The 18,106-nt window shown below is 75.6% G+C and carries 16 protein-coding genes and 1 riboswitch; of the genes, 6 read left to right on the plus strand and 10 right to left on the minus strand.

Features of this window, described 5'->3' with window-relative positions; translation table 11 throughout:
• Positions 1-50: 50 nt before the first annotated feature.
• Positions 51-1,265, plus strand: a complete 1,215-nt coding sequence (locus QRT04_RS04705) for an epoxide hydrolase family protein (protein WP_289453875.1) — start codon at positions 51-53, stop codon at positions 1,263-1,265.
• Between the two features lie 49 nt (positions 1,266-1,314).
• On the opposite strand, the gene QRT04_RS04710 is transcribed toward QRT04_RS04705, so the two are convergent.
• Complete coding sequence (locus QRT04_RS04710) at positions 1,315-1,656, minus strand: DUF3017 domain-containing protein (protein ID WP_289453877.1); 342 nt, start codon at positions 1,654-1,656, stop codon at positions 1,315-1,317.
• Positions 1,657-1,681: 25 nt separating this feature from the next.
• Between QRT04_RS04710 and QRT04_RS04715 the strand changes: the two genes are divergently transcribed.
• Entirely contained in the window at positions 1,682-2,920 is a 1,239-nt protein-coding gene (locus QRT04_RS04715) for an NAD(P)/FAD-dependent oxidoreductase (RefSeq protein WP_289453878.1), read from the plus strand.
• Between the two features lie 75 nt (positions 2,921-2,995).
• Here the strand turns inward: QRT04_RS04715 and purH are convergent, their stop codons facing one another.
• Positions 2,996-4,630: a bifunctional phosphoribosylaminoimidazolecarboxamide formyltransferase/IMP cyclohydrolase gene (purH, locus tag QRT04_RS04720; RefSeq protein ID WP_289453879.1), complete on the minus strand. Its 1,635-nt coding sequence runs from the start codon at positions 4,628-4,630 to the stop codon at positions 2,996-2,998.
• A 56-nt stretch (positions 4,631-4,686) separates the two neighbouring features.
• Positions 4,687-4,777: riboswitch (ZMP/ZTP riboswitch) on the minus strand.
• A 20-nt stretch (positions 4,778-4,797) separates the two neighbouring features.
• A complete protein-coding gene (locus QRT04_RS04725) occupies positions 4,798-5,556 on the minus strand; it encodes a TetR/AcrR family transcriptional regulator (protein WP_289453881.1) in 759 nt (252 codons plus the stop codon).
• A gap of 127 nt (positions 5,557-5,683) precedes the next feature.
• On the opposite strand from QRT04_RS04725, the gene QRT04_RS04730 reads away from it, so the two are divergent.
• Positions 5,684-6,649: an NAD-dependent epimerase/dehydratase family protein gene (locus QRT04_RS04730; protein ID WP_289453882.1), complete on the plus strand. Its 966-nt coding sequence runs from the start codon at positions 5,684-5,686 to the stop codon at positions 6,647-6,649.
• Between the two features lie 42 nt (positions 6,650-6,691).
• On the opposite strand, the gene purN is transcribed toward QRT04_RS04730, so the two are convergent.
• Complete coding sequence (gene purN / locus QRT04_RS04735; protein WP_289453884.1) at positions 6,692-7,330, minus strand: phosphoribosylglycinamide formyltransferase; 639 nt, start codon at positions 7,328-7,330, stop codon at positions 6,692-6,694.
• A 55-nt stretch (positions 7,331-7,385) separates the two neighbouring features.
• Between purN and QRT04_RS04740 the strand changes: the two genes are divergently transcribed.
• Positions 7,386-8,030 (plus strand): hypothetical protein, encoded by a 645-nt coding sequence (locus tag QRT04_RS04740; protein ID WP_289453887.1) that lies wholly within the window; start codon positions 7,386-7,388, stop codon positions 8,028-8,030.
• 4 nt (positions 8,031-8,034) lie between these two features.
• Here QRT04_RS04740 and QRT04_RS04745 read toward each other — a convergent pair whose 3' ends face one another.
• The 3 genes from QRT04_RS04745 to sucC form a co-directional block, all read right to left on the minus strand.
• The gene (locus tag QRT04_RS04745; protein ID WP_289453888.1) at positions 8,035-9,627 is read right to left on the minus strand and encodes a cell division protein PerM; all 1,593 of its coding nucleotides are present in this window, start codon (positions 9,625-9,627) and stop codon (positions 8,035-8,037) included.
• Between the two features lie 151 nt (positions 9,628-9,778).
• Positions 9,779-10,666 carry a succinate--CoA ligase subunit alpha gene (sucD, locus tag QRT04_RS04750; protein ID WP_289453890.1) on the minus strand — a complete coding sequence of 296 codons (888 nt, stop codon included), beginning with the start codon at positions 10,664-10,666 and terminating at the stop codon, positions 9,779-9,781.
• A gap of 31 nt (positions 10,667-10,697) precedes the next feature.
• Entirely contained in the window at positions 10,698-11,891 is a 1,194-nt protein-coding gene (sucC, locus tag QRT04_RS04755) for an ADP-forming succinate--CoA ligase subunit beta (RefSeq protein WP_289453891.1), read from the minus strand.
• Between the two features lie 193 nt (positions 11,892-12,084).
• Between sucC and QRT04_RS04760 the strand changes: the two genes are divergently transcribed.
• Together QRT04_RS04760 and QRT04_RS04765 are read left to right on the plus strand one after the other, a co-directional pair.
• Positions 12,085-12,291, plus strand: a complete 207-nt coding sequence (locus QRT04_RS04760) for an RNA polymerase subunit sigma-70 (RefSeq protein WP_289453893.1) — start codon at positions 12,085-12,087, stop codon at positions 12,289-12,291.
• Between the two features lie 2 nt (positions 12,292-12,293).
• Positions 12,294-12,848, plus strand: a complete 555-nt coding sequence (locus tag QRT04_RS04765; RefSeq protein WP_289453894.1) for a Clp protease N-terminal domain-containing protein — start codon at positions 12,294-12,296, stop codon at positions 12,846-12,848.
• 93 nt (positions 12,849-12,941) lie between these two features.
• Here the strand turns inward: QRT04_RS04765 and QRT04_RS04770 are convergent, their stop codons facing one another.
• From QRT04_RS04770 to QRT04_RS04780, 3 genes are all read right to left on the minus strand, one after another.
• A complete protein-coding gene (locus QRT04_RS04770) occupies positions 12,942-14,945 on the minus strand; it encodes an acyltransferase family protein (RefSeq protein WP_289453896.1) in 2,004 nt (667 codons plus the stop codon).
• Between the two features lie 110 nt (positions 14,946-15,055).
• Positions 15,056-17,593 carry a DNA helicase PcrA gene (pcrA, locus tag QRT04_RS04775; protein WP_289453898.1) on the minus strand — a complete coding sequence of 846 codons (2,538 nt, stop codon included), beginning with the start codon at positions 17,591-17,593 and terminating at the stop codon, positions 15,056-15,058.
• A gap of 126 nt (positions 17,594-17,719) precedes the next feature.
• A complete protein-coding gene (locus tag QRT04_RS04780; protein ID WP_289453899.1) occupies positions 17,720-18,067 on the minus strand; it encodes a hypothetical protein in 348 nt (115 codons plus the stop codon).
• Positions 18,068-18,106: the final 39 nt, after the last annotated feature.

The following is an 18,106-nucleotide window of genomic DNA, read 5'->3' on the forward strand; positions in this document are numbered from 1 at the left end:
GGACGGCCGGGCGTCCGCGACGCAAGGTCCGGGACGGGCACGGAGGCGTCATGGCCGCGAGGTGGACGGACGACGTCGCCGCGCCGCCGAGCGTGGCCGTCGCGCCCGAGCTGTCTCCGCCCGCCGGCGGCGTCCTTCCGGTGGTGGCGCACCTGCCGGGCACGCTGCTCGAGGAGCTGCGCGACCGGCTGCGTCGGACCAGGTGGCCCCGGGAGGTGCCGGGCACGGGGTGGACGCGCGGCACGCCGGTCGCCGCGCTGCGGCCGCTCGTCGAGCGCTGGGCCACGACGTACTCGTGGCGGGCGGTCGAGCGTCGCCTCGACGCGGTCCCGCAGGTCGTCACCCTGGTCGACGGCCAGCGCGTGCACGCGCTCCACGCGCGATCGCACGAGCCGGACGCGCTCCCGCTGCTGCTGACGCACGGCTGGCCGGGGTCGACGCTCGACGTGCTCGACCTGCTCGGACCGCTGACCGACCCGGTCGCGCACGGCGGCCGGGCGTCGGACGCGTTCCACGTCGTGGCGCCGTCACTGCCGGGCGCCGGCTTCTCGGCGCCGCTCGCGGGTCCCGGCTGGGACCACGTCCGGATCGCGCGGGCGTGGGTCGTCGTCATGGCACGGCTCGGCTACGAGCGGTTCGGCGCCGCCGGCGGCGACACCGGCTCGGTCGTCTCCCCGCTCGTGGGCCGCGTCGCGCCCGACCGCGTGGTCGGCGTGCACGTGCACGCGTCGCTCGACCTGCCTGCGCTCACCGACCAGGACGAGCGGGCGCTGACCGGGTCCGAGCGCGACCGCGTCGCGTGGGGCCGGTCCCGCGCCGCGGTCGACGGCGGGTACGCCGCGGTCCACGCCACCCGGCCGCACACCATCGGCGCAGCGCTGGCGGACTCCCCGGTCGGCCAGCTCGCGTGGGTGCTCGACAAGGTCCACGACTGGACCGACCCCGCTCACCCCGACCCGCTCGGCGGCGTCGACCCCGACGCGCTGCTCGACCTCGCGACGTTGGTGTGGGCCACGGGGACCGCCGCCACGTCGGCGAACCTCTACCTCGAGAACCGCGTCGCGCCCGCGGTCGCGCTGCCGCGGAGCGACGTGCCGACCGGCGTCGCGCTGTTCCCGACGGACCCGTCGGTCCGCCTGGTGGTCTCGCGCGAGCACCGGATCACGCGCTGGACCGAGCTCGACCGCGGCGGCCACTTCGCCGCGTGGGAGGCGCCAGACCTGCTGGTCGACGAGCTGCGGGCGTTCTTCCGGTCGGTGCGCTGACGCGGGGGCTCCTCGGCGCTCGCGCGCCGGCCCGCCCGACCGCGCGGCGTCAGGCGGTCGGCAGGATCGCGCCCAGCGCCGCGAGCGCGAGCGCGAAGAAGGTGAGCACCGCGACGTCCAGCGGCTTGGCCCGCGCCGCGATGGCGACCGGCCCGGGCGAGGGGAGCGCCGCGCGGACCACGGCGCACGCCGCCGCGAGCGCCGCGAGCGTCCAGGCACCGACCTGCGTGCCCGCCACGAGCGCGACCACCATCGACACGACCACGCCGGCGCTCGTCCACCACAGCGAGGCGTTCCGCGACGCGTGCAGCGACGCGCGCGCGATCGCCCGGGGGTCGAGCGCGCGCTGCTCGGGAGGGACGGGAGTGCCGCCCGTCCGCGGATGTGCCATGACGCCGCAGACTACCGTTGCGCGGGTGACCGACCCGCGCCCCGTCCGCGACGTCCTGGTGGTGGGTGCGGGCCTCGCGGCGACGCAGACCGTCGCCGCGCTGCGCGAGCGCGGGTTCGGCGGGCGCGTCAGCGTGCTGGGTGCCGAGGGGATCGCGCCGTACGACCGGCCACCGCTGTCGAAGCACCTGCTCGACCGGCGGACGCCCACGTGGCTCGCTGACGAGGTCGGCGCGGACCTGCTCGCGCTCGCGGACGAGGTCGCGCTCGACGAGCCGGCACGCGGGCTCGCGGTCGACGGCGAGGCGGCGCGCGTCGCGACCGACACCGGGGAGCGCACCGCCGACGCGGTGGTGATCGCCACCGGCGCGCGGGCCGTGCGGCCCGCCGGCTGGGACGGCGCGCTGACGCTGCACACGGCGGCGGATGCCGCGCTGCTGCGCGAGCGGCTCGTGCCGGGAGCTCGGCTCGTGATCGTGGGCGCCGGCTGGATCGGTGCCGAGGTCGCCGGCGTCGCCGCGGCCGCAGGCGTGGACGTCACGGTGCTCGAGGCGCTCGACGGGCCGCTCGCCGGCGCGCTCGGCGCGGTCGGTGCGCTGACCCGTGGTTGGTACGACGCTGCCGGGGTGCGGCTGCTGACCGGGACGCGCGCGGGCGAGGTCCGGGCCGACGGCGTCACGCTGGCGGACGGCACGCGGCTCGCCGCGGACGCGGTGCTGGTCGCCGTCGGCGCGCGGCCCGCGACCGCGTGGCTCGGGGACGCGCTCCCCCGCGAGCCCGACGGCTCGCTGCGCGTCGACGAGGGCTACGGCGTCATCGGCGCGCCCCGCGCGGTGCGGGCCGCGGGCGACGTCGCCCTGCGCCGGTCGCGCCGCCACGGCTGGGTCCCCGGCGGGCACTGGGACGGCGCGCTGCGCGGGCCGTCGCAGCTCGTCGCCGACCTGCTGGGGCTGCCCGACGACGACGCCTCCGCAGACGTCGCGCCGTACGTGTTCTCGACGCAGCTCGGGCACGAGCTGGCGCTGTTCGGCCTGCCGGGCGCCGGCTCGGACGTCGCCCTCCGCGGCGACCCGCGCGGCGACGAGGGCTGGGGCGCGCTCTGGTTCCGGCCCGGGTCGGACGAGCTCGAGGCCGTGCTCACGGTCGACCGGCCCCGCGACGTCGGGTCCGCGCGCCGGCTGTTCGCCGGCGCCACGCTGCCGCGCCTCGACCGTGCCGCGGCCGCCGACCTTGCCCGCGGCTTGCGCGACGCGGTGCTGGCCTGACGCGCGCGTGGGCCGCCAGACGCACGTCGGCCGCCGGCGCACGGGGCGACGGCGGCCGACGGTCGTGTCGGTGGCTCAGTGCGCGAAGTGGCGGGTACCCGTCAGGTAGAGCGCGACACCCGCCGCGGCGCACGCGGCGATCGTCTCGTCGTCCCGCACCGAACCGCCCGGCTGGACGATGGCGCGCACGCCGGCCTCGATCAGCACCGCCGGCCCGTCACCGAACGGGAAGAACGCGTCGGACGCCGCGACCGACCCGCGCGCCCGGTCCGCGCCGTCCGCGTTCGCGCGCTCGACCGCGAGGCGGCACGAGTCCACGCGGTTGACCTGGCCCATGCCGACGCCGACGGACGCACCGTCGTGCGCGAGCAGGATCGCGTTCGACTTCACGGCCCGCACCGCGCGCCACGCGAACACGAGGTCGGCCAGGGTCGCGTCGTCGACGGCCTCGCCCGTCGCCAGCGTCCACGTCGTGACGTCGTCGCCGGGGGCGTCGACGAGGTCCGTGCGCTGCACGAGCAGCCCGCCCGAGACCGCGCGCTGCTCGAGTGCGGCGCCCTCGACCGGCGCGGCGACCAGCAGGCGCACGTTCTTCTTGCGGGTGAGGATCTCGAGCGCCTCGGCCTCGAACTCCGGCGCGACGACAACCTCGGTGAACACCTCCGCGATCTGCGCGGCGGCCGCGGCCGTGATCGCCACGTTGGACGCGATGACGCCGCCGAACGCCGAGACCGGGTCGCACGCGTGCGCCTTGGCGTGCGCCTGCGCGACGTCGTCGGCGACCGCGATGCCGCACGGGTTGGCGTGCTTGATGATCGCGACGGTCGGCCGGCCCTGGTGGTCGTGCGCCGCGCGCCACGCGGCGTCCGCGTCGACGTAGTTGTTGTAGCTCATCTCCTTGCCGTGCAGCTGTTGCGCCCCGGCGAGGCCGCGGCCCGCGGCGCCGTCGACCGTGAGGTAGAGCGCCGCCGGCTGGTGCGGGTTCTCGCCGTACCGCAGGGCCGCGCCGCGCTGCCACGTGGCGCCGGTGAAGGCCGGGAAGCCCGACTCGGCGGCCGTCTCGTCCGGCGCGTAGACGGACGAGAACCAGCTCGCCACCGCGACGTCGTACGCCGCGGTGTGCGCGAACGCGTCGGCCGCGAGGCGACGGCGCTGCGTGAGCGTGAACCCGCCCTCGCCGACCGCCGCGACGACCTCGTCGTACCGTGCGGGGTCGACCACGACCGCGACGCTCGGGTGGTTCTTGGCCGCGGCGCGCACCATCGACGGGCCGCCGATGTCGATCTGCTCGACGCACTCGTCCGGCGCAGCACCGGACGCGACCGTCGCGGTGAACGGGTACAGGTTGACGACGACGAGCTCGAACGGCGCGATGTCGAGGTCCGCGAGCTGCTGGACGTGGTCCTCGCGGCGCGTGTCGGCGAGCAGCCCGGCGTGCACCCGCGGGTGCAGCGTCTTGACGCGGCCGTCGAGGCACTCGGGGAAGCCGGTGAGCTGCTCGACCGGCGTCACGGGCACACCCGCCGCGGCGATCGTCTTGGCGGTCGAGCCGGTCGAGACGAGCTCGACGCCCGCGGCGTGCAGCGCGGTGGCGAGCTCGGCGAGGCCGGTCTTGTCGTAGACGCTGACGAGCGCGCGGCGGACGGCGCGGCGGGTCTCGGGGGCGCCCGGGTCGGCGACGGCGGGGAGCGGGGACAGGTCGTGGGACATGGCGTCCTTCCAGGGGTGCGTGCGTCGGGTCAGGTGCGGGACCAGGTCCTGCGTCGACCCAGCACCCAGGCGGACGGTGCACGGTCTGCTTCTCGGCCGCTCCCTGGTGGTCTGTTCCACCTCGAGTCGCCAGTCACGGCCGCGCCCATGCTATCGCGGCGCCAGGCTCAGGCGGCCGGGCGGAGGACCAGCCCCACGCCGGTCGCCGCCGCGGCGATCGTGACGTCGAAGAGGCGGTCCGCGTCGGTGGTGACGCCGTGCAGGTGCCCGAACAGCTCGGTCGACACGGCGCCGACGAGCGCGTCGAAGAGCACGACCGACCGCACGACGCCCTCCTCGGCGTCCGTGCCCGGGGCTGCCCGGCCGTCGTCGGCCAGCGACCCCGCGAACTCGAGGACCGCGGGCGAGACGAGCCCGCGCACGTCGGCCGGGGGGACGAGCGGCGCGAGGTCCCCGTCCGCCGCCGCGGCGACGATCACCCGGCCGAGCACACCCCACACGCGCGTCGCGTGGCTGACGGTGTCCTGCGGCGCGACGTACCCCGGCACCGGCGTGCCGTAGGCGAGCTCGTACGCGTGGCGGTGCTCGGTGGCCCACGCGCGGAAGGCGCGGGCGACGGCGATCCACGTCTCCCCCGCGGACGCCCCCGCGGCGCGCGCCCGCGCGAACGCCGTCTCGCACGCGGCACCCCCGTCGTCGAACGCCTCGATCAGCAGCAGCGTGAGCAGCGCGTCGCGCGAGTCGACATACCGGTACACCGCCGACGACGCGACGCCGAGCTCGCGCGCCACGCCGCGGAGCGACAGCTGAGCAGCGCCCACCTCGGCGACCTGGCGGCGGGCTGCCGCGAGCAGGTCGGCCGTGAAGGTCGCGCGCGCCCGCTCGCGGGCCGAGCCGGCAGATGGGGGGACGGGGGCTGCGGTCACGGGTGCATCGTCGTCCATGCGAGCACCGATCCGCAATGTGAGCGGTGCTCTTGACACGTCGGGGCGGTCGCGAGCATCGTTCTCTTTCGAGAGCACCGCTCTCTCGTCGACCCGAAGGAGCACTCCGATGCCACGTCACGTCGTCCTGGGCAAGGGGCCGCTGGGCACCGCGCTGGCCCACCACCTGTCCGATCACGGGCAGGACGTGCTCGTCGTCTCCCGCTCCGGCGCGCCGGCCGGCATGCGCGACGTCCCGCCGGGCGGCGTCGCCCACACCGCGGTCGACGCGTCAGACCCGGTGGCGCTGACCGCTGCCGTTCGCGGCGCCGAGGTCGTCTACAACTGCGCGAGCCCGCGCTACGACCGGTGGCCGGCCCTGTGGCCGGCGCTGAACGCGGCGGCACTCGACGCCGCGGAGGCGACCGGCGCGGTGCTGGTCGCCGCGGGCAACCTGTACGCGTACGGCCGCCCCGACGGGCCGATGACGGAGTCGACGCCGACCGCACCGGCCGAGCGCAAGGGCGCGGTGCGTGCCGCCGTCTGGGACGAGGCGCTGCGCCGCCACCGCGCGGGTCGGGTCCGCGTCACCGAGGTCCGCGGCTCCGACTACGTCGGCCCCGGCGCCGTCGGTCCCGCACACGCCGGTGAGCGCCTGGTCCGGCCACTGCTGCAGGGACGCCCGCTGCGGCCGATCGGCGACCCCGACGTGCCGCACTCGTGGACGTACCTGCCCGACTTCGCCGCCGCGCTGGCGGCCGCGGGCCGGACGGCCCAGGCGTGGGGCTCGCCGTGGATCGCGCCGACCGGTGGGCCGCTGACGTTCCGCGAGCTGGCCACCCGGCTGGCCGACGCCGCGGGCGTCGACGTGCCGACGATCGCGCCGGTGCCGACGGCGGTCCTCGCCGCGATCGGGCTGGCGTCGGGACCGGTGCGCGAGGTGCGCCGCATGACCTTCCAGTTCGACGCGCCGTTCGTCGTCGACTCGACCGGGTCGCAGCGGGTGCTCGGCGTGGACCCGACGCCGTGGGAACGCATCGCGGCGCAGACCGTGGCGTGGGGTCGCGGGCTCGAGCCGGCCGCGGGCCGGCGATGAGGGCGGGTCGGTGCAGGTGGTGACGCCGGCACCGGCGCCGCCTCAGCCGCCGAGGCGGACCTTGCGCCCGTCGAGCGTGTAGCCGTCGCGGGCCACCCGGCCCACGACGTCGACCAGGAGCCCGCGCTCGACGAGCTTGATCCGCTCGTGCAGCGTCGCCTCGTCGTCCCCGTCCTCGACGGCGACCGTGACCTGCGCGACGATCGGGCCGTCGTCGACCCCCGCGTCGACGAGGATCACCGAGCAACCCGTGACCTTGACCCCGTACGCCAGCGCGTCGCGCACGCCGTGCGCGCCGGGGAACGACGGCAGCAGCGCCGGGTGGGTGTTCAGCACGCGACCGCCGAACCGCGCCAGGAACGGCGCCCCGACGAGCTTCATGAACCCGGCAGCCACCACGAGGTCAGGCGAGAAGACGGCGACCGCGGCGGTCAGCGCCTCGTCCCACGCGGTGCGGTCGGGGAAGTCCTGGAGGCTGACGACCGCGGTCGGCACGCCGGCCTCGCGTGCGAGCTCGAGCGCCCGGATGCCCGGGCGGTCGGAGACGACGCCGACCACGCGCGCGCCGAACGCCGGGTCGTCGTGCGCCGCGAGCAGCGCCGCCAGGTTCGAGCCGGTGCCGCTGACGAGCACCACCAGGCGGCCGCCGGAGCGGGTGGGCGGGGTCGGGGGGGTCGTCACGAGGCCGCACCCTACCCGCGCCGACGCTGTCGGCGGCGTGGGCGACAATGCGGGGGTGAGCAACCCGTACGCGCCGCCGGAGGACAGGCCTCGCCCGCCCCAGGGCGAGCCTGCAGGTGGCGGCGCGGGCGACGCGCAGGCCCCGGTCGGGCCCGACGGCCGGCCACTGCCCGACGGCGCACCGGACCCGCGCGGGCTGCCGGTCGCGCCCCCGGCTCACGCGCCCCGGCCGGAGGGGCCGCCCGCCTGGGGCGCCGCGCACGGCGCCCGACCGGGCGATCCGGGCGGCGCAGGTGCGGCCGGTCCGGGTCCCGGTGCCCCGGACGCGGCCGCGACGGCACGCGTCACGCGGCTCGCCGGCACGTTCGGGATGCTCGTCGTCGCGTCGCTCCTGGTCGGCACCCTGCGGCTGCCGTGGCGGCTCGCCGCGATCGGCTTCGGGGTGCTCGCGATCGTCTGGGGGGTACGCGCGCTGACGACGGCCGCGCGGTCGGGCTTCCGCGGCGGTCTTCCCGTGATGCTCGGCATCGGCGTGCTCGTCGCGGGTGGGTGGGTGCTCCTGAACCTCGTCTCGCTCGTGAGCTGGGACGCGTTGCGCGCGAACCAGGAGTGCTCCGCGCAGGCGCTGACCCAGACGGCGCACCAGGAGTGCGAGCAGCAGTTCCGCCAGGACCAGCAGAAGCAGTTCAAGCGACCCTGACGCGTCAGCGTCGGGTGCGGACCGCGAACGGCGACGCGGGCGGCCGCGACGCGGTCCTGCTCTGGCCGGGCTCGCCGGGCAGAGGCTTGCCGGGCCGGGCCGCGCCAGGCACGTCGGGTGCGCCCGTCGGCTCGGCGGCCGCCTGCCCCTCGTCGGTCGGCGCGGGGTCCGCGTCGCGCGGCTCGAGGCCCTGGTCGCCGTCGTCCGGCTGGGGGTCGACCGCGCCCCGAGCCGGCGTGGCGTCGTCGGCCTCGGCCCCGACGGGGACGGCGACCACGGGCGCCTCCGCGACGACCCCACGCGCGCGAACCCGCACCCGCGGCTCCTCGCCGTCGACACCGCGCACCGCGCGCAGCACGCCGGAGCGCACCGCGCCGTCCGTCGGTACCGCGACGAGCGCCGCGCCCAGCAGCACCCCGGCGCCGGTGTACAGCCCGACGAGCCACGCCTGCGCGCCGACCTCCGCGAGCCGCCCGGGACCGGCCGAGCCGCTCGCCGCGGCGACGAGGACGAGCACGAGCACGGCGGTCGTCAGGCCGGCCGTCGCGACGGCCGCGACCACCGTGGTCCACCGCGTGCTCCGGAGCCGGCGGTGCACGTACCAGCCGGCGAGCGCGCCGACGAGCACGAGCACCACGGGCACGGCGCGGGCCGCTCCCCCGGCGAAGTCGGCCGTCGGCAGCGCGCCGAGCATCGGTACGGCGGGCATCGGGCCGACCGCCACCTCGCCGGGCGCGAAGTGCGTCCCCGCGCCGACGTGGAAGCCCGGCCCGGCGAGCCATGCGAGGGCCCAGACCACGAGGTTCGGCAGGTACGCGAGCTCCGCCGCGGCGAACACGAAGCCCCCGATGCCGTCGACGCCGATGCCGCGCACGACGTCGCCGATCGTCGCCCGTCCCGCCACGATCCAGAGCAGCGTGAGGGCCGCCGCCGCGAGCAGCAGCAGCGCCGCGGCGAGCAGCCCCGCGGCCGCGCCGCACCGCACGGCGGGGGTGAGGCGCGACCACACCGGGCGGGAGGTCTCGCGCCACGACGGAGCGTCGGGTCGGCGCAGCAGGCCCCCGCCGAGCCCGAGCACCGCGACGACCACAGCGCCCGCGACCGCGCGCGCGAGGTCGGCCGGAGCCACCACCCCCGCGACGAGCGCCACCGACAGCCCGTAGGACGCGACGCCGGCGACGAACCCGGACGCGGTGGGGCTGCCCGACCGGCGCGCGGACGCGTAGCACGCGAACACCGCGAGCCCCGTGACGCCCAGCGGCACGAGCCCGATCGTCACGCCGGACACGTGCAGCGGCACACCGTGACCCGCGAGCCAGAGCGCCGCGCCCACACGCACGGCGCGCACCCAGCCGACGTCCGCGTTCGACGGGTCGGCCGACGTCGCGACGAACGCCGCGATCGCGGGCAGCACGAGCACGAGCAGCGAGAGCAGCGCCGCCTGGAGCGCCGTCAGCGCGCCGACGGCCCAGTGCGGGGCGCCGTCGAGCGCGCTGGTGAAGAAGGGTGACGTCGAGACCGGCCGCCTGCCGCGGGCGCGTGGCTCGCGTGCGCCGTCCCGCGAGGCGGGGCGGGTGCGGGTGTCGGCGGCGGTCACCGTGCCATCGTCGCCGCCGACGGCGCAGGTCCGGCCGAGGCTGGCCCGGCGCGTCGGCGACCGGTGGACGTCACAGCGCCCGAACCACGGGACGCCGACGGCCCGGCCACCCCGCGGGGCGACCGGGCCGTCGAAGCCGTCGAGGCGGTGATCAGGAGAGCAGCGCGCGCGCCAGCTCGGCGGTCTCGGACGGCGTCTTGCCGACCTTCACGCCCGCGGCCTCGAGGGCCTCCTTCTTGGCCTGCGCGGTGCCGGACGAGCCGGAGACGATCGCGCCGGCGTGGCCCATCGTCTTGCCCTCGGGCGCGGTGAAGCCGGCGACGTAGCCGACGACGGGCTTCGTCACGTGCTCCTTGATGAACGCCGCCGCCCGCTCCTCGGCGTCGCCGCCGATCTCGCCGATCATCACGATGACGTCCGTCTCGGGGTCCGCCTCGAACGCGGCGAGCGCGTCGATGTGCGTCGTGCCGATGATCGGGTCGCCGCCGATGCCGACCGCCGACGAGAACCCGAAGTCCCGCAGCTCGTACATCATCTGGTAGGTCAGCGTGCCCGACTTCGACACGAGGCCGACGCGGCCGGGACCCGTGATGTCCGCGGGGATGATGCCGACGTTCGACTTCCCGGGGCTGATCAGGCCGGGGCAGTTCGGGCCGATCAGCCGCACGCCCTTCTCCTGCGCGTACGCGAAGAACTCGGCGGTGTCCTTGACGGGCACGCCCTCGGTGATGATGACGACGAGCGGGATGCCCGCGTCGACGGCCTCGACGACGGCGCCCTTGGTGTGGGCCGGCGGCACGAAGACGACCGACACGTCGGCGCCCGTCTTCTCGATGGCCTCGGCGACGGAGCCGAACACCGGCACCTCGACAGTGCCGTCGTCGGCCGGAAAGCCGACGGTCGTGCCCGCCTTGCGCGGGTTCACGCCGCCCACGATGTTCGTGCCCGACGCGAGCATGCGCGTCGTGTGCTTGGTGCCCTCGGAGCCGGTCATGCCCTGGACGATGACCTTGGAGTCCGCGGTCAGGAAGATCGCCATGTGTGTCTGCTTCTCTCTACGTCGGGCGGGCTCAGGCGGCGGCGTTCGCGAGCTCGGCGGCCTTGTCCGCGCCGCCGTCCATCGTGTCGGCGAGCGTGACGAGCGGGTGGCCGGCCTCCGCGAGGATGCGGCGGCCCTCGACCACGTTGTTGCCGTCGAGGCGGACGACGAGCGGCTTGCTCGCCTCGTCACCGAGGATCTCGAGCGCCGCGACGATGCCGTTGGCGACCGCGTCGCAGGCCGTGATGCCGCCGAAGACGTTGACGAACACCGACTTGACCTGCGGGTCCGTGAGGATGATGTCGAGACCCGCGGCCATCACCTCGGCCGAGGCGCCGCCGCCGATGTCGAGGAAGTTCGCGGGCTTGACGCCGCCGTGCGCCTCGCCGGCGTACGCCACGACGTCGAGCGTGCTCATGACGAGCCCCGCGCCGTTGCCGATGATGCCGACCTCGCCGTCGAGCTTGACGTAGTTGAGGTCCTTCTCCTTGGCGCGCGCCTCGAGCGGGTCGGCCGCGGCCTTGTCCTCGAGCTCGGTGTGGTCCGCGTGGCGGAAGTCCGCGTTGGCGTCGAGCGTGACCTTTCCGTCGAGCGCGACGACCTCGCCGTCCTCCGTGAGGACCAGCGGGTTCACCTCGACGAGCGTGGCGTCCTCCTCGCGGTAGACGTCCCACAGCGTGACGAGGACCGCCGCGACCTTGGCGGCGACCTCGGGGCTGGTCTTCGTCGGGAAGCCCGCCGCCTCGACGATCTCGTTCGCCTTCGCCTCGTCGATGCCCGTGCGCGGGTCGACGGCGACGCGGGCCAGGGCCTCGGGGCGCTCGACGGCGAGCTGCTCGATCTCCATGCCGCCCTCGACGCTCGCCATCGCGAGGTAGCGCCGCTCGGCGCGGTCGAGCAGGAGGCTGAAGTAGAACTCCTGGGCGATCTTGGCGCCCGCCGCGATCATCACGCGGTGGACCGTGTGGCCCTTGATGTCCATGCCGAGGATCTCGCCGGCCTTCTCGGCCGCCTCGTCCGCGGTCTTGGCGAGCTTGACGCCGCCCGCCTTGCCGCGCCCGCCGGTCTTGACCTGGGCCTTCACGACGACGACGCCGGGCTGACCGCCGAGCAGCTGCTCGGCGCCTGCGCGGGCCTCGTCGGGCGTGGTCGCGACCACGCCACCGAGCACGGGCACGCCGTGCTTCTCGAAGATGTCACGTGCCTGGTACTCGAACAGGTCCACCTGGTCCGGTTCCCCTCTTGTCGACCGGCGCAGCGCAGTCTCGGTGTGGCCGCGGCGCCGCGTCGATGGTAGTCGCCGAGCCGAGATCTCTTCACATCGAGAGATATGGCCTGCGACACCTGCGACCGGGTCCGCGCGGCGGCGGTGTCAACATCGGTTGACACGGGGTGGGCCGTCAATCTATGTTGACGGCATGTCCGAACAGCTGATGGCCGCCGCGGCGGCCGAGAACCCGGCGGACGGCCTGCGCGCCGTCCGATCGCTCCGGGCGCTGGCCGACCGGCTCGAGGAGCTGCACGTGCAGCGTGCTCGGCGCCTCGGCTGGTCCTGGCAGCAGCTCGCCGAGGCGCTCGGCGTCACGAAGCAGGCCGTCCACAAGAAGTACGGGAAGAGGTACTGACGATGTTCGAGCGATTCACGCACGATGCCCGTGCGGCCGTCACGTACGCCGAGGCCCAGGCGCAGGTCGACGGGGCCGACCACGTCGGCACGGAGCGGGTCCTCCTCGGCATGACCATCGAGCCGTCCTCCGTCGCGGCGCGCGCGCTGGCGGAGCTCGGCGTCGACCGCGACCGGGTCGTGGCCGCGGTGCGGGCGCTGCCGAGCGACAGCATCGACGCCGAGGCGCTCGCCGGGCTCGGCATCGACCTCGAGGCGGTCCGCACGAGCGCGGAGCGGACTTTCGGCGAGGGAGCGCTCGACGACCTCGCGCCGCGGGCCGGGCGCCGGCGCAAGCCCCTCGCGCACGTGCCTTTCGACCCGAGCTCGAAGAAGCTGCTCGAGCTCGCGCTCCGCGAGGCCATCCGGGTGCGGCACAACCGCATCGACTCGGGCCACCTGCTGCTGGCCGTGACGCGGATGCCCGACTGCGGCGCCTACCGCGCGCTCTGGGACACCGGGGTCAGCGCCGAGGCCGTCCGGGGCGCCGTCGAGCGGGTCTGGGCGGCCGCCGCCTGACTGTGACCGGCCGGCGGGCGTCGGCCCACTCCCGCCGCGGACGCGAGTGGGCCGACGCCCGCCGGGCACGATCGCCCTCCCGCACCGGACGTGTCAGGAGACCGACATCGTCGCGAACGCGTCCTTGAGCATCTCGGCGTACGGACCGATGCCCGCCATCGACGGGTGGGTGCGGTCGGAGTGCAGCCACGACGGGTGGGGCGTGACGATCGAGCGCCAGTCCAGCACGCGCGAGTTCGGGTAGCCGGCGCTGAGCTTGACGAGCTCGTGGTTGGCGGACCCCACCCAGTAGCTGATGCCGACGACGTTCACGAACACGACCTGACGGTCCGGCCCGATGATCGACATCACCTGCGCGAGCGCGTCCTGCGAGCCCGCGAACTGGAAGCCGCCGTTGGTGCCGAAGGCGAGCACCACGACGGGTCGCAGCCGCCCCGCGTCCGCCGCGGCCTGCACGACCTTCGGGGCGTCGACCCACTTGCGGATCGGCTTCGCGTCGATCGCGATGCCCGGGATCTCGTGCAGCACGGCGGGCGCGGCCGCCGAGAGCACCGAGTCGCCGAACGCGATGACGTCGCCGCCCTCCACCGCGCGGCCTGCCGGATGCCCCGTCGGGGCGCCTGTCGAGCCGGCCGCGGGCGCGCTCGCGCCGCCCGTGGGGCCGGCGCCCGGGTGGGACGCGTGCGCGGTCGGCGGCGGCGTGGTGTGGGTCGTCGGTGCGGGCTGCTGGCCGGCCTGCTCGATGGCGCGCTCGCCCGCCGCGATCGCCTCCTCGGCGGACGACGTGCCGGGAACCGTGGCGAGCGCGACGACAGCGCCGACCGCGACGGCCGCGACCGCGCCACCGGCGAGCCGCGGCGGGCGCGCACCGCTCCGCAACGACGCCGCCGCGTCGCGCGCGACCGCCCGGAAGCCGCGCCGTCGGACCGGTGTCTCGACCCAGCGGTACGACGCGGCAGCGAGCGCGAACGTCAGGCCGACGGCGAGCGCGGTGCCGAACCACCACGTGCCGGAGCCGGTGGGCGCCACGATCACCGCGCCGACGATCAGCAGCACCGGCCAGTGCCAGAGATAGAGCCCGTACGACCGCTCGCCGACCCAGACGACCGGCCGGGCCTCGAGCACGCGCACGTACCCGGGGACGCCGACGGCGCAGCCCGCGACCGCGACCAGGGCGAGCCCCGCGGCGAGCAGCAGCCCGCCGCGGAAGGTCCACGGGCTCTCGGCCGGCATCACGAGCGCGAGCACCGTGAGGCCCGCGAGGGCCGCGGCCGGCAGCCACGGCGCCCGGCCGACGTGGCGCGCCGTGTGCCGTCCGGACCGCCACGCGAACGCGCCGGCGACGCCGATCAGCAGGCCGGCGGCGTGCGTGTCCGTCCCGTAGTAGACACGCGTCGCCGCGTCCGGTCCGCCGTAGAGCACCGTCATCCACACCGCCGACGTGAGCGCGAGCCCCAGCGCGGCGAGCGCCCGCGCGCGCCACGAGCGCAGCGCGACCAGCAGCACCACGAGCGCCACCGGCCACACGAGGTAGAACTGCTCCTCGATCGCGAGCGACCAGAACGGCTGGAACAGCTGCGGCTGCCGCTGCGCGAAGTAGTCGGTGCCCGCGGCGACCTCGACCCAGTTGGTGAGGAACGTCGCGGCGCCGAGCACCTGGCGCCGCGTGCCGACCAGCAGGTCGGCACTGACGAGCCGCGCCGCGATCAACGACACCGCGACGACGACCGCGAGCGCGGGCAGGAGCCGCCGCGCGCGGCGCGCCCAGAACTGCGGCAGCGACAGCCGGCCGCTGCGGTCGGCCTCGCGGAGCAGCAGCGTCGTGATGAGGAACCCGCTGACGACGAAGAAGACGTCGACGCCCACGAACCCGCCGGGCACCCACGTGGGGTTCACGTGGTACGCGATGACGGCGAGCACCGCCCACGCGCGCAGGCCGTCCAGGCCGCGGATCCGTCCGTGCGTCCGGTCGTCCGCCGCACGCCCGGCAGGCGCGACAACCGGATCGGCACCCGCGCCGTTCACCCAGGCGCCGGGCCCCGTGCCCGGGTAGCCCGCCATACCCGCGCGGGCGCTTCGCCCGTCGACGTCCGCCACGCGCACCTCCGCTCGTCCGCCGAGCACCCTCCCTCACGGTACGAACGCGCGCGCGGTCCTCCGTGCCGACATACCGATAACGGAACAACCCGGCAGACGGGTTGGGACGGCTACAGCTTGGTGACGGGCGAGAACCGTAGCAAGAGCCGCTTCTGCCCCTCGGTGCCGAAGTCGACCTTCGCCACGGCGTTCGGCCCCGCGCCCTCGAGAGCGACGACGGTGCCGAGCCCGTACGCGTCGTGCGTGACGCGGTCGCCGATCGCGAGCTGCGGGATGGCGCCCTCCGCTCGGGGCGTCGCCGACCCGAACGTCGCACCGGTCTTGGGCAGCTCCGGCCGCTTCTCGCGCTCCGCGCCGCGGGACCCCCCGCCGCGCTGCCCGCCGCCCGACCAGCCCGAACCGATCGCGCGCCCGCCGCCGGTGCCGAAGCCCGAGCCCCAGCCGCCGCGCAGCTGCGAGGTGGACGACTCGCGGCGTCGCCAGTCGACGAGCTCGTCCGGCAGGTCGTCGAGGAACCGGCTCGGTGGGAACTCGTTCGGCACGCCCCACGCGGTCCGGACCGCGGCGCGCGAGATGTAGAGCCGCTCGCGCGCCCGCGTCAGGCCGACGTACGCGAGGCGACGCTCCTCGGCGAGCTGGTCGACGTCGGACAGCGAGCGCAGGTGCGGGAACGTGCCGTCCTCCATGCCGGTGAGGAACACGACCGGGAACTCGAGGCCCTTCGCGGTGTGCAGCGTCATCAAGGTGATGACGCCGGGCTCCGGCTTGTCGTCCGTGTCCTCGTCGCCGCCGTCGGGCGCGGGGATCTGGTCGGAGTCCGCGACGAGCGAGACCCGCTCGAGGAAGTCGGCGAGGTCGCCGTCGGGGTCGCTCTGCTCGAACTCGCTCGCCACCGCGTGCAGCTCGGCGAGGTTCTCGACGCGCGACGCGTCCTGCGGGTCCTCGCTGCCGCGCAGCTCCGCGAGGTAGCCGGAGCGGTCGAGCACCGCGCCGAGCACCTCGGCCGGGCCTGCGCCCGAGCCGGCGAGGTCGCGCAGCGCCGCCATCATCTCCGCGAAGCCGCGCAGGCCCACGACCGCCCGGGTGCCCAGGCCGGGCACCTCGTCGAGCCGCTCGAGCGCCGCGCCGAACGAGATGCGCTCGCGCTCGGCGAAGCTCGCGACCATCGCCTCCGAGCGGTCCCCCAGCCCGCGCTTCGGCACGTTGAGGATGCGCCGCACGTTGACGTCGTCGTCCGGGTTGGCGATCGCGCGCAGGTACGCGACGGCGTCCTTGATCTCCTTGCGCTCGTAGAACCGCGTGCCGCCGACGACCTTGTACGGCAGGCCGACGCGGATCAGCACCTCCTCGAGCGCACGCGACTGCGCGTTGGCACGGTAGAAGATCGCGACGTCGCCCGGGCGCACGCCGGCGCTGTCGCCGAGGCGGTCGATCTCCTCCGCGACGAACCGCGCCTCCTCGTGCTCGGTGTCCGCGACGTACGCGACGATCTGCGCACCGGCGCCCGAGTCGGTCCACAGCCGCTTCGGCTTGCGACCGGGGTTGCGGCTGATCACCGCGTTGGCGGCCGAGAGGATCGTCTGCGTCGAGCGGTAGTTCTGCTCGAGCAGGATCGTCGTCGCGTCGGGGTAGTCGGCCTCGAACTCGAGGATGTTGCGGATCGAGGCACCGCGGAACGCGTAGATCGACTGGTCCGCGTCGCCGACCACGGTGAGATCGCCGCGTGGCAGCTCGTCGCTGCCCGGACCGACCAGCTCGCGGACCAGCACGTACTGCGCGTGGTTGGTGTCCTGGTACTCGTCGACCAGCACGTGACGGAACCGGCGCCGGTAGTGCTCCGCGACGGCCGGGAACGCCTGCAGCAGGTGGACCGTCGTCATGATCAGGTCGTCGAAGTCGAGCGCCTGCGCCTGGCGCAACCGCTGCTGGTAGCGCGTGTAGACCTGCGCGAGCGCGGTGTCGAAGTCGTTCGAGCCGCTGCCGGACGTCGCGGCGAACGCCTCGGGATCCACCAGCTCGTCCTTGAGCGCCGAGATCTTCGCCGCGAGCGCCTTGGCCGGGTACCGCTTGGGGTCGAGGTCAAGCTCGCGCGCCACGAGCGTCAGGAGGCGCTGCGAGTCGGCCGCGTCGTAGATGGAGAACGACGAGCGCAGCCCGAGCGTCTGCGCCTCGCGCCGGAGGATGCGCACGCACGCGGAGTGGAACGTCGAGACCCACATGCGACCGGCCGCAGGCCCGACGAGGTTCTCGACGCGCTCGCGCATCTCGGCCGCGGCCTTGTTGGTGAACGTGATGGCCAGGATCTCGCCCGCGCGGGCACGGTGCGTGGCGAGCAGGTAGCCGATGCGGTGCGTCAGCACGCGCGTCTTGCCCGACCCGGCGCCCGCGACGATGAGCAGCGGGCCGCCCTGGTGCACGACCGCCTCGCGCTGCTCCGGGTTGAGCCCCTCGAGCAGCGCCGCGGCGCGCGCCTCGGCGGCAGCGCGGCGCTCCTCGAGCGCGGCGTCCGGCTCGGCCTCGTCACCGCGCGGCGGGACGACGGCGGGCAGGCTCGACGGCTCGGACGAGCGCGCGGCCCGGCTCCCCGGGGCGTTCGGCGGCACTCTGGACGGGACGGGCAGCGACAGGTTCTCGAACAACGACGTCATGGCACCGCCCAGCCTAGGCGCCGCCACCGACACTCCGGCCGCTCCGCCCAGGCCCGCTCGGACCCGCGTCGGCGACGGGCTCCCGACGACGGCGTGCGAGGGCGCGAGGTGCTGCGTTGTGGGCCGTCAGCGCCAGATGGCGGCGACCGCGACGTTGACGACCGTCAGCCCGAGGATCGCGCCGGCGAGCCCGCGCGTCACCTTCTCGGGCCGGCGGGTGCCGTAGACGATCAGGCCCGTGACGACGAGCGCGATGACGAGCTTGACGGCGATCTTCGCGTTGTTCGGGTCGCGCAGCTCGTCGCTCGCCTGGGCGAGGCCGACCATCGCGATGCCCGTGACGAGCGCGGTCAGGATGCCGTGGAGCGCACCCTTCGGCAGGCGAGCCTCTCGCAGCGTCACGATCGTGCCGCCGAGCACGATGGCCCAGCCCACGAGGTGCAGGAACAGCAGGATGTCGTACGCGAGCCTCATGGCGAGGATCGTAGCCGCCAGAGCGCTTTGCTGACGAAC

The sequence above is a fragment of the Cellulomonas alba genome (genome assembly GCF_030362835.1).
Taxonomy (GTDB): domain Bacteria; phylum Actinomycetota; class Actinomycetes; order Actinomycetales; family Cellulomonadaceae; genus Cellulomonas; species Cellulomonas alba.

Excerpts from the sequence above, each read along its gene's own strand:
- QRT04_RS04780 (WP_289453899.1), bottom strand. The coding sequence starts at position 18,067 with ATGAGGCTCGCGTACGACATCCTGCTGTTCCTGCACCTCGTGGGCTGG.
- QRT04_RS04760 (WP_289453893.1), top strand. The coding sequence starts at position 12,085 with ATGTCCGAACAGCTGATGGCCGCCGCGGCGGCCGAGAACCCGGCGGAC.
- QRT04_RS04710 (WP_289453877.1), bottom strand. The coding sequence starts at position 1,656 with ATGGCACATCCGCGGACGGGCGGCACTCCCGTCCCTCCCGAGCAGCGC.
- QRT04_RS04730 (WP_289453882.1), top strand. The coding sequence starts at position 5,684 with ATGCCACGTCACGTCGTCCTGGGCAAGGGGCCGCTGGGCACCGCGCTG.
- QRT04_RS04705 (WP_289453875.1), top strand. The coding sequence starts at position 51 with ATGGCCGCGAGGTGGACGGACGACGTCGCCGCGCCGCCGAGCGTGGCC.
- sucD (WP_289453890.1), bottom strand. The coding sequence starts at position 10,666 with ATGGCGATCTTCCTGACCGCGGACTCCAAGGTCATCGTCCAGGGCATG.
- purH (WP_289453879.1), bottom strand. The coding sequence starts at position 4,630 with ATGTCCCACGACCTGTCCCCGCTCCCCGCCGTCGCCGACCCGGGCGCC.
- pcrA (WP_289453898.1), bottom strand. The coding sequence starts at position 17,593 with ATGACGTCGTTGTTCGAGAACCTGTCGCTGCCCGTCCCGTCCAGAGTG.
- QRT04_RS04765 (WP_289453894.1), top strand. The coding sequence starts at position 12,294 with ATGTTCGAGCGATTCACGCACGATGCCCGTGCGGCCGTCACGTACGCC.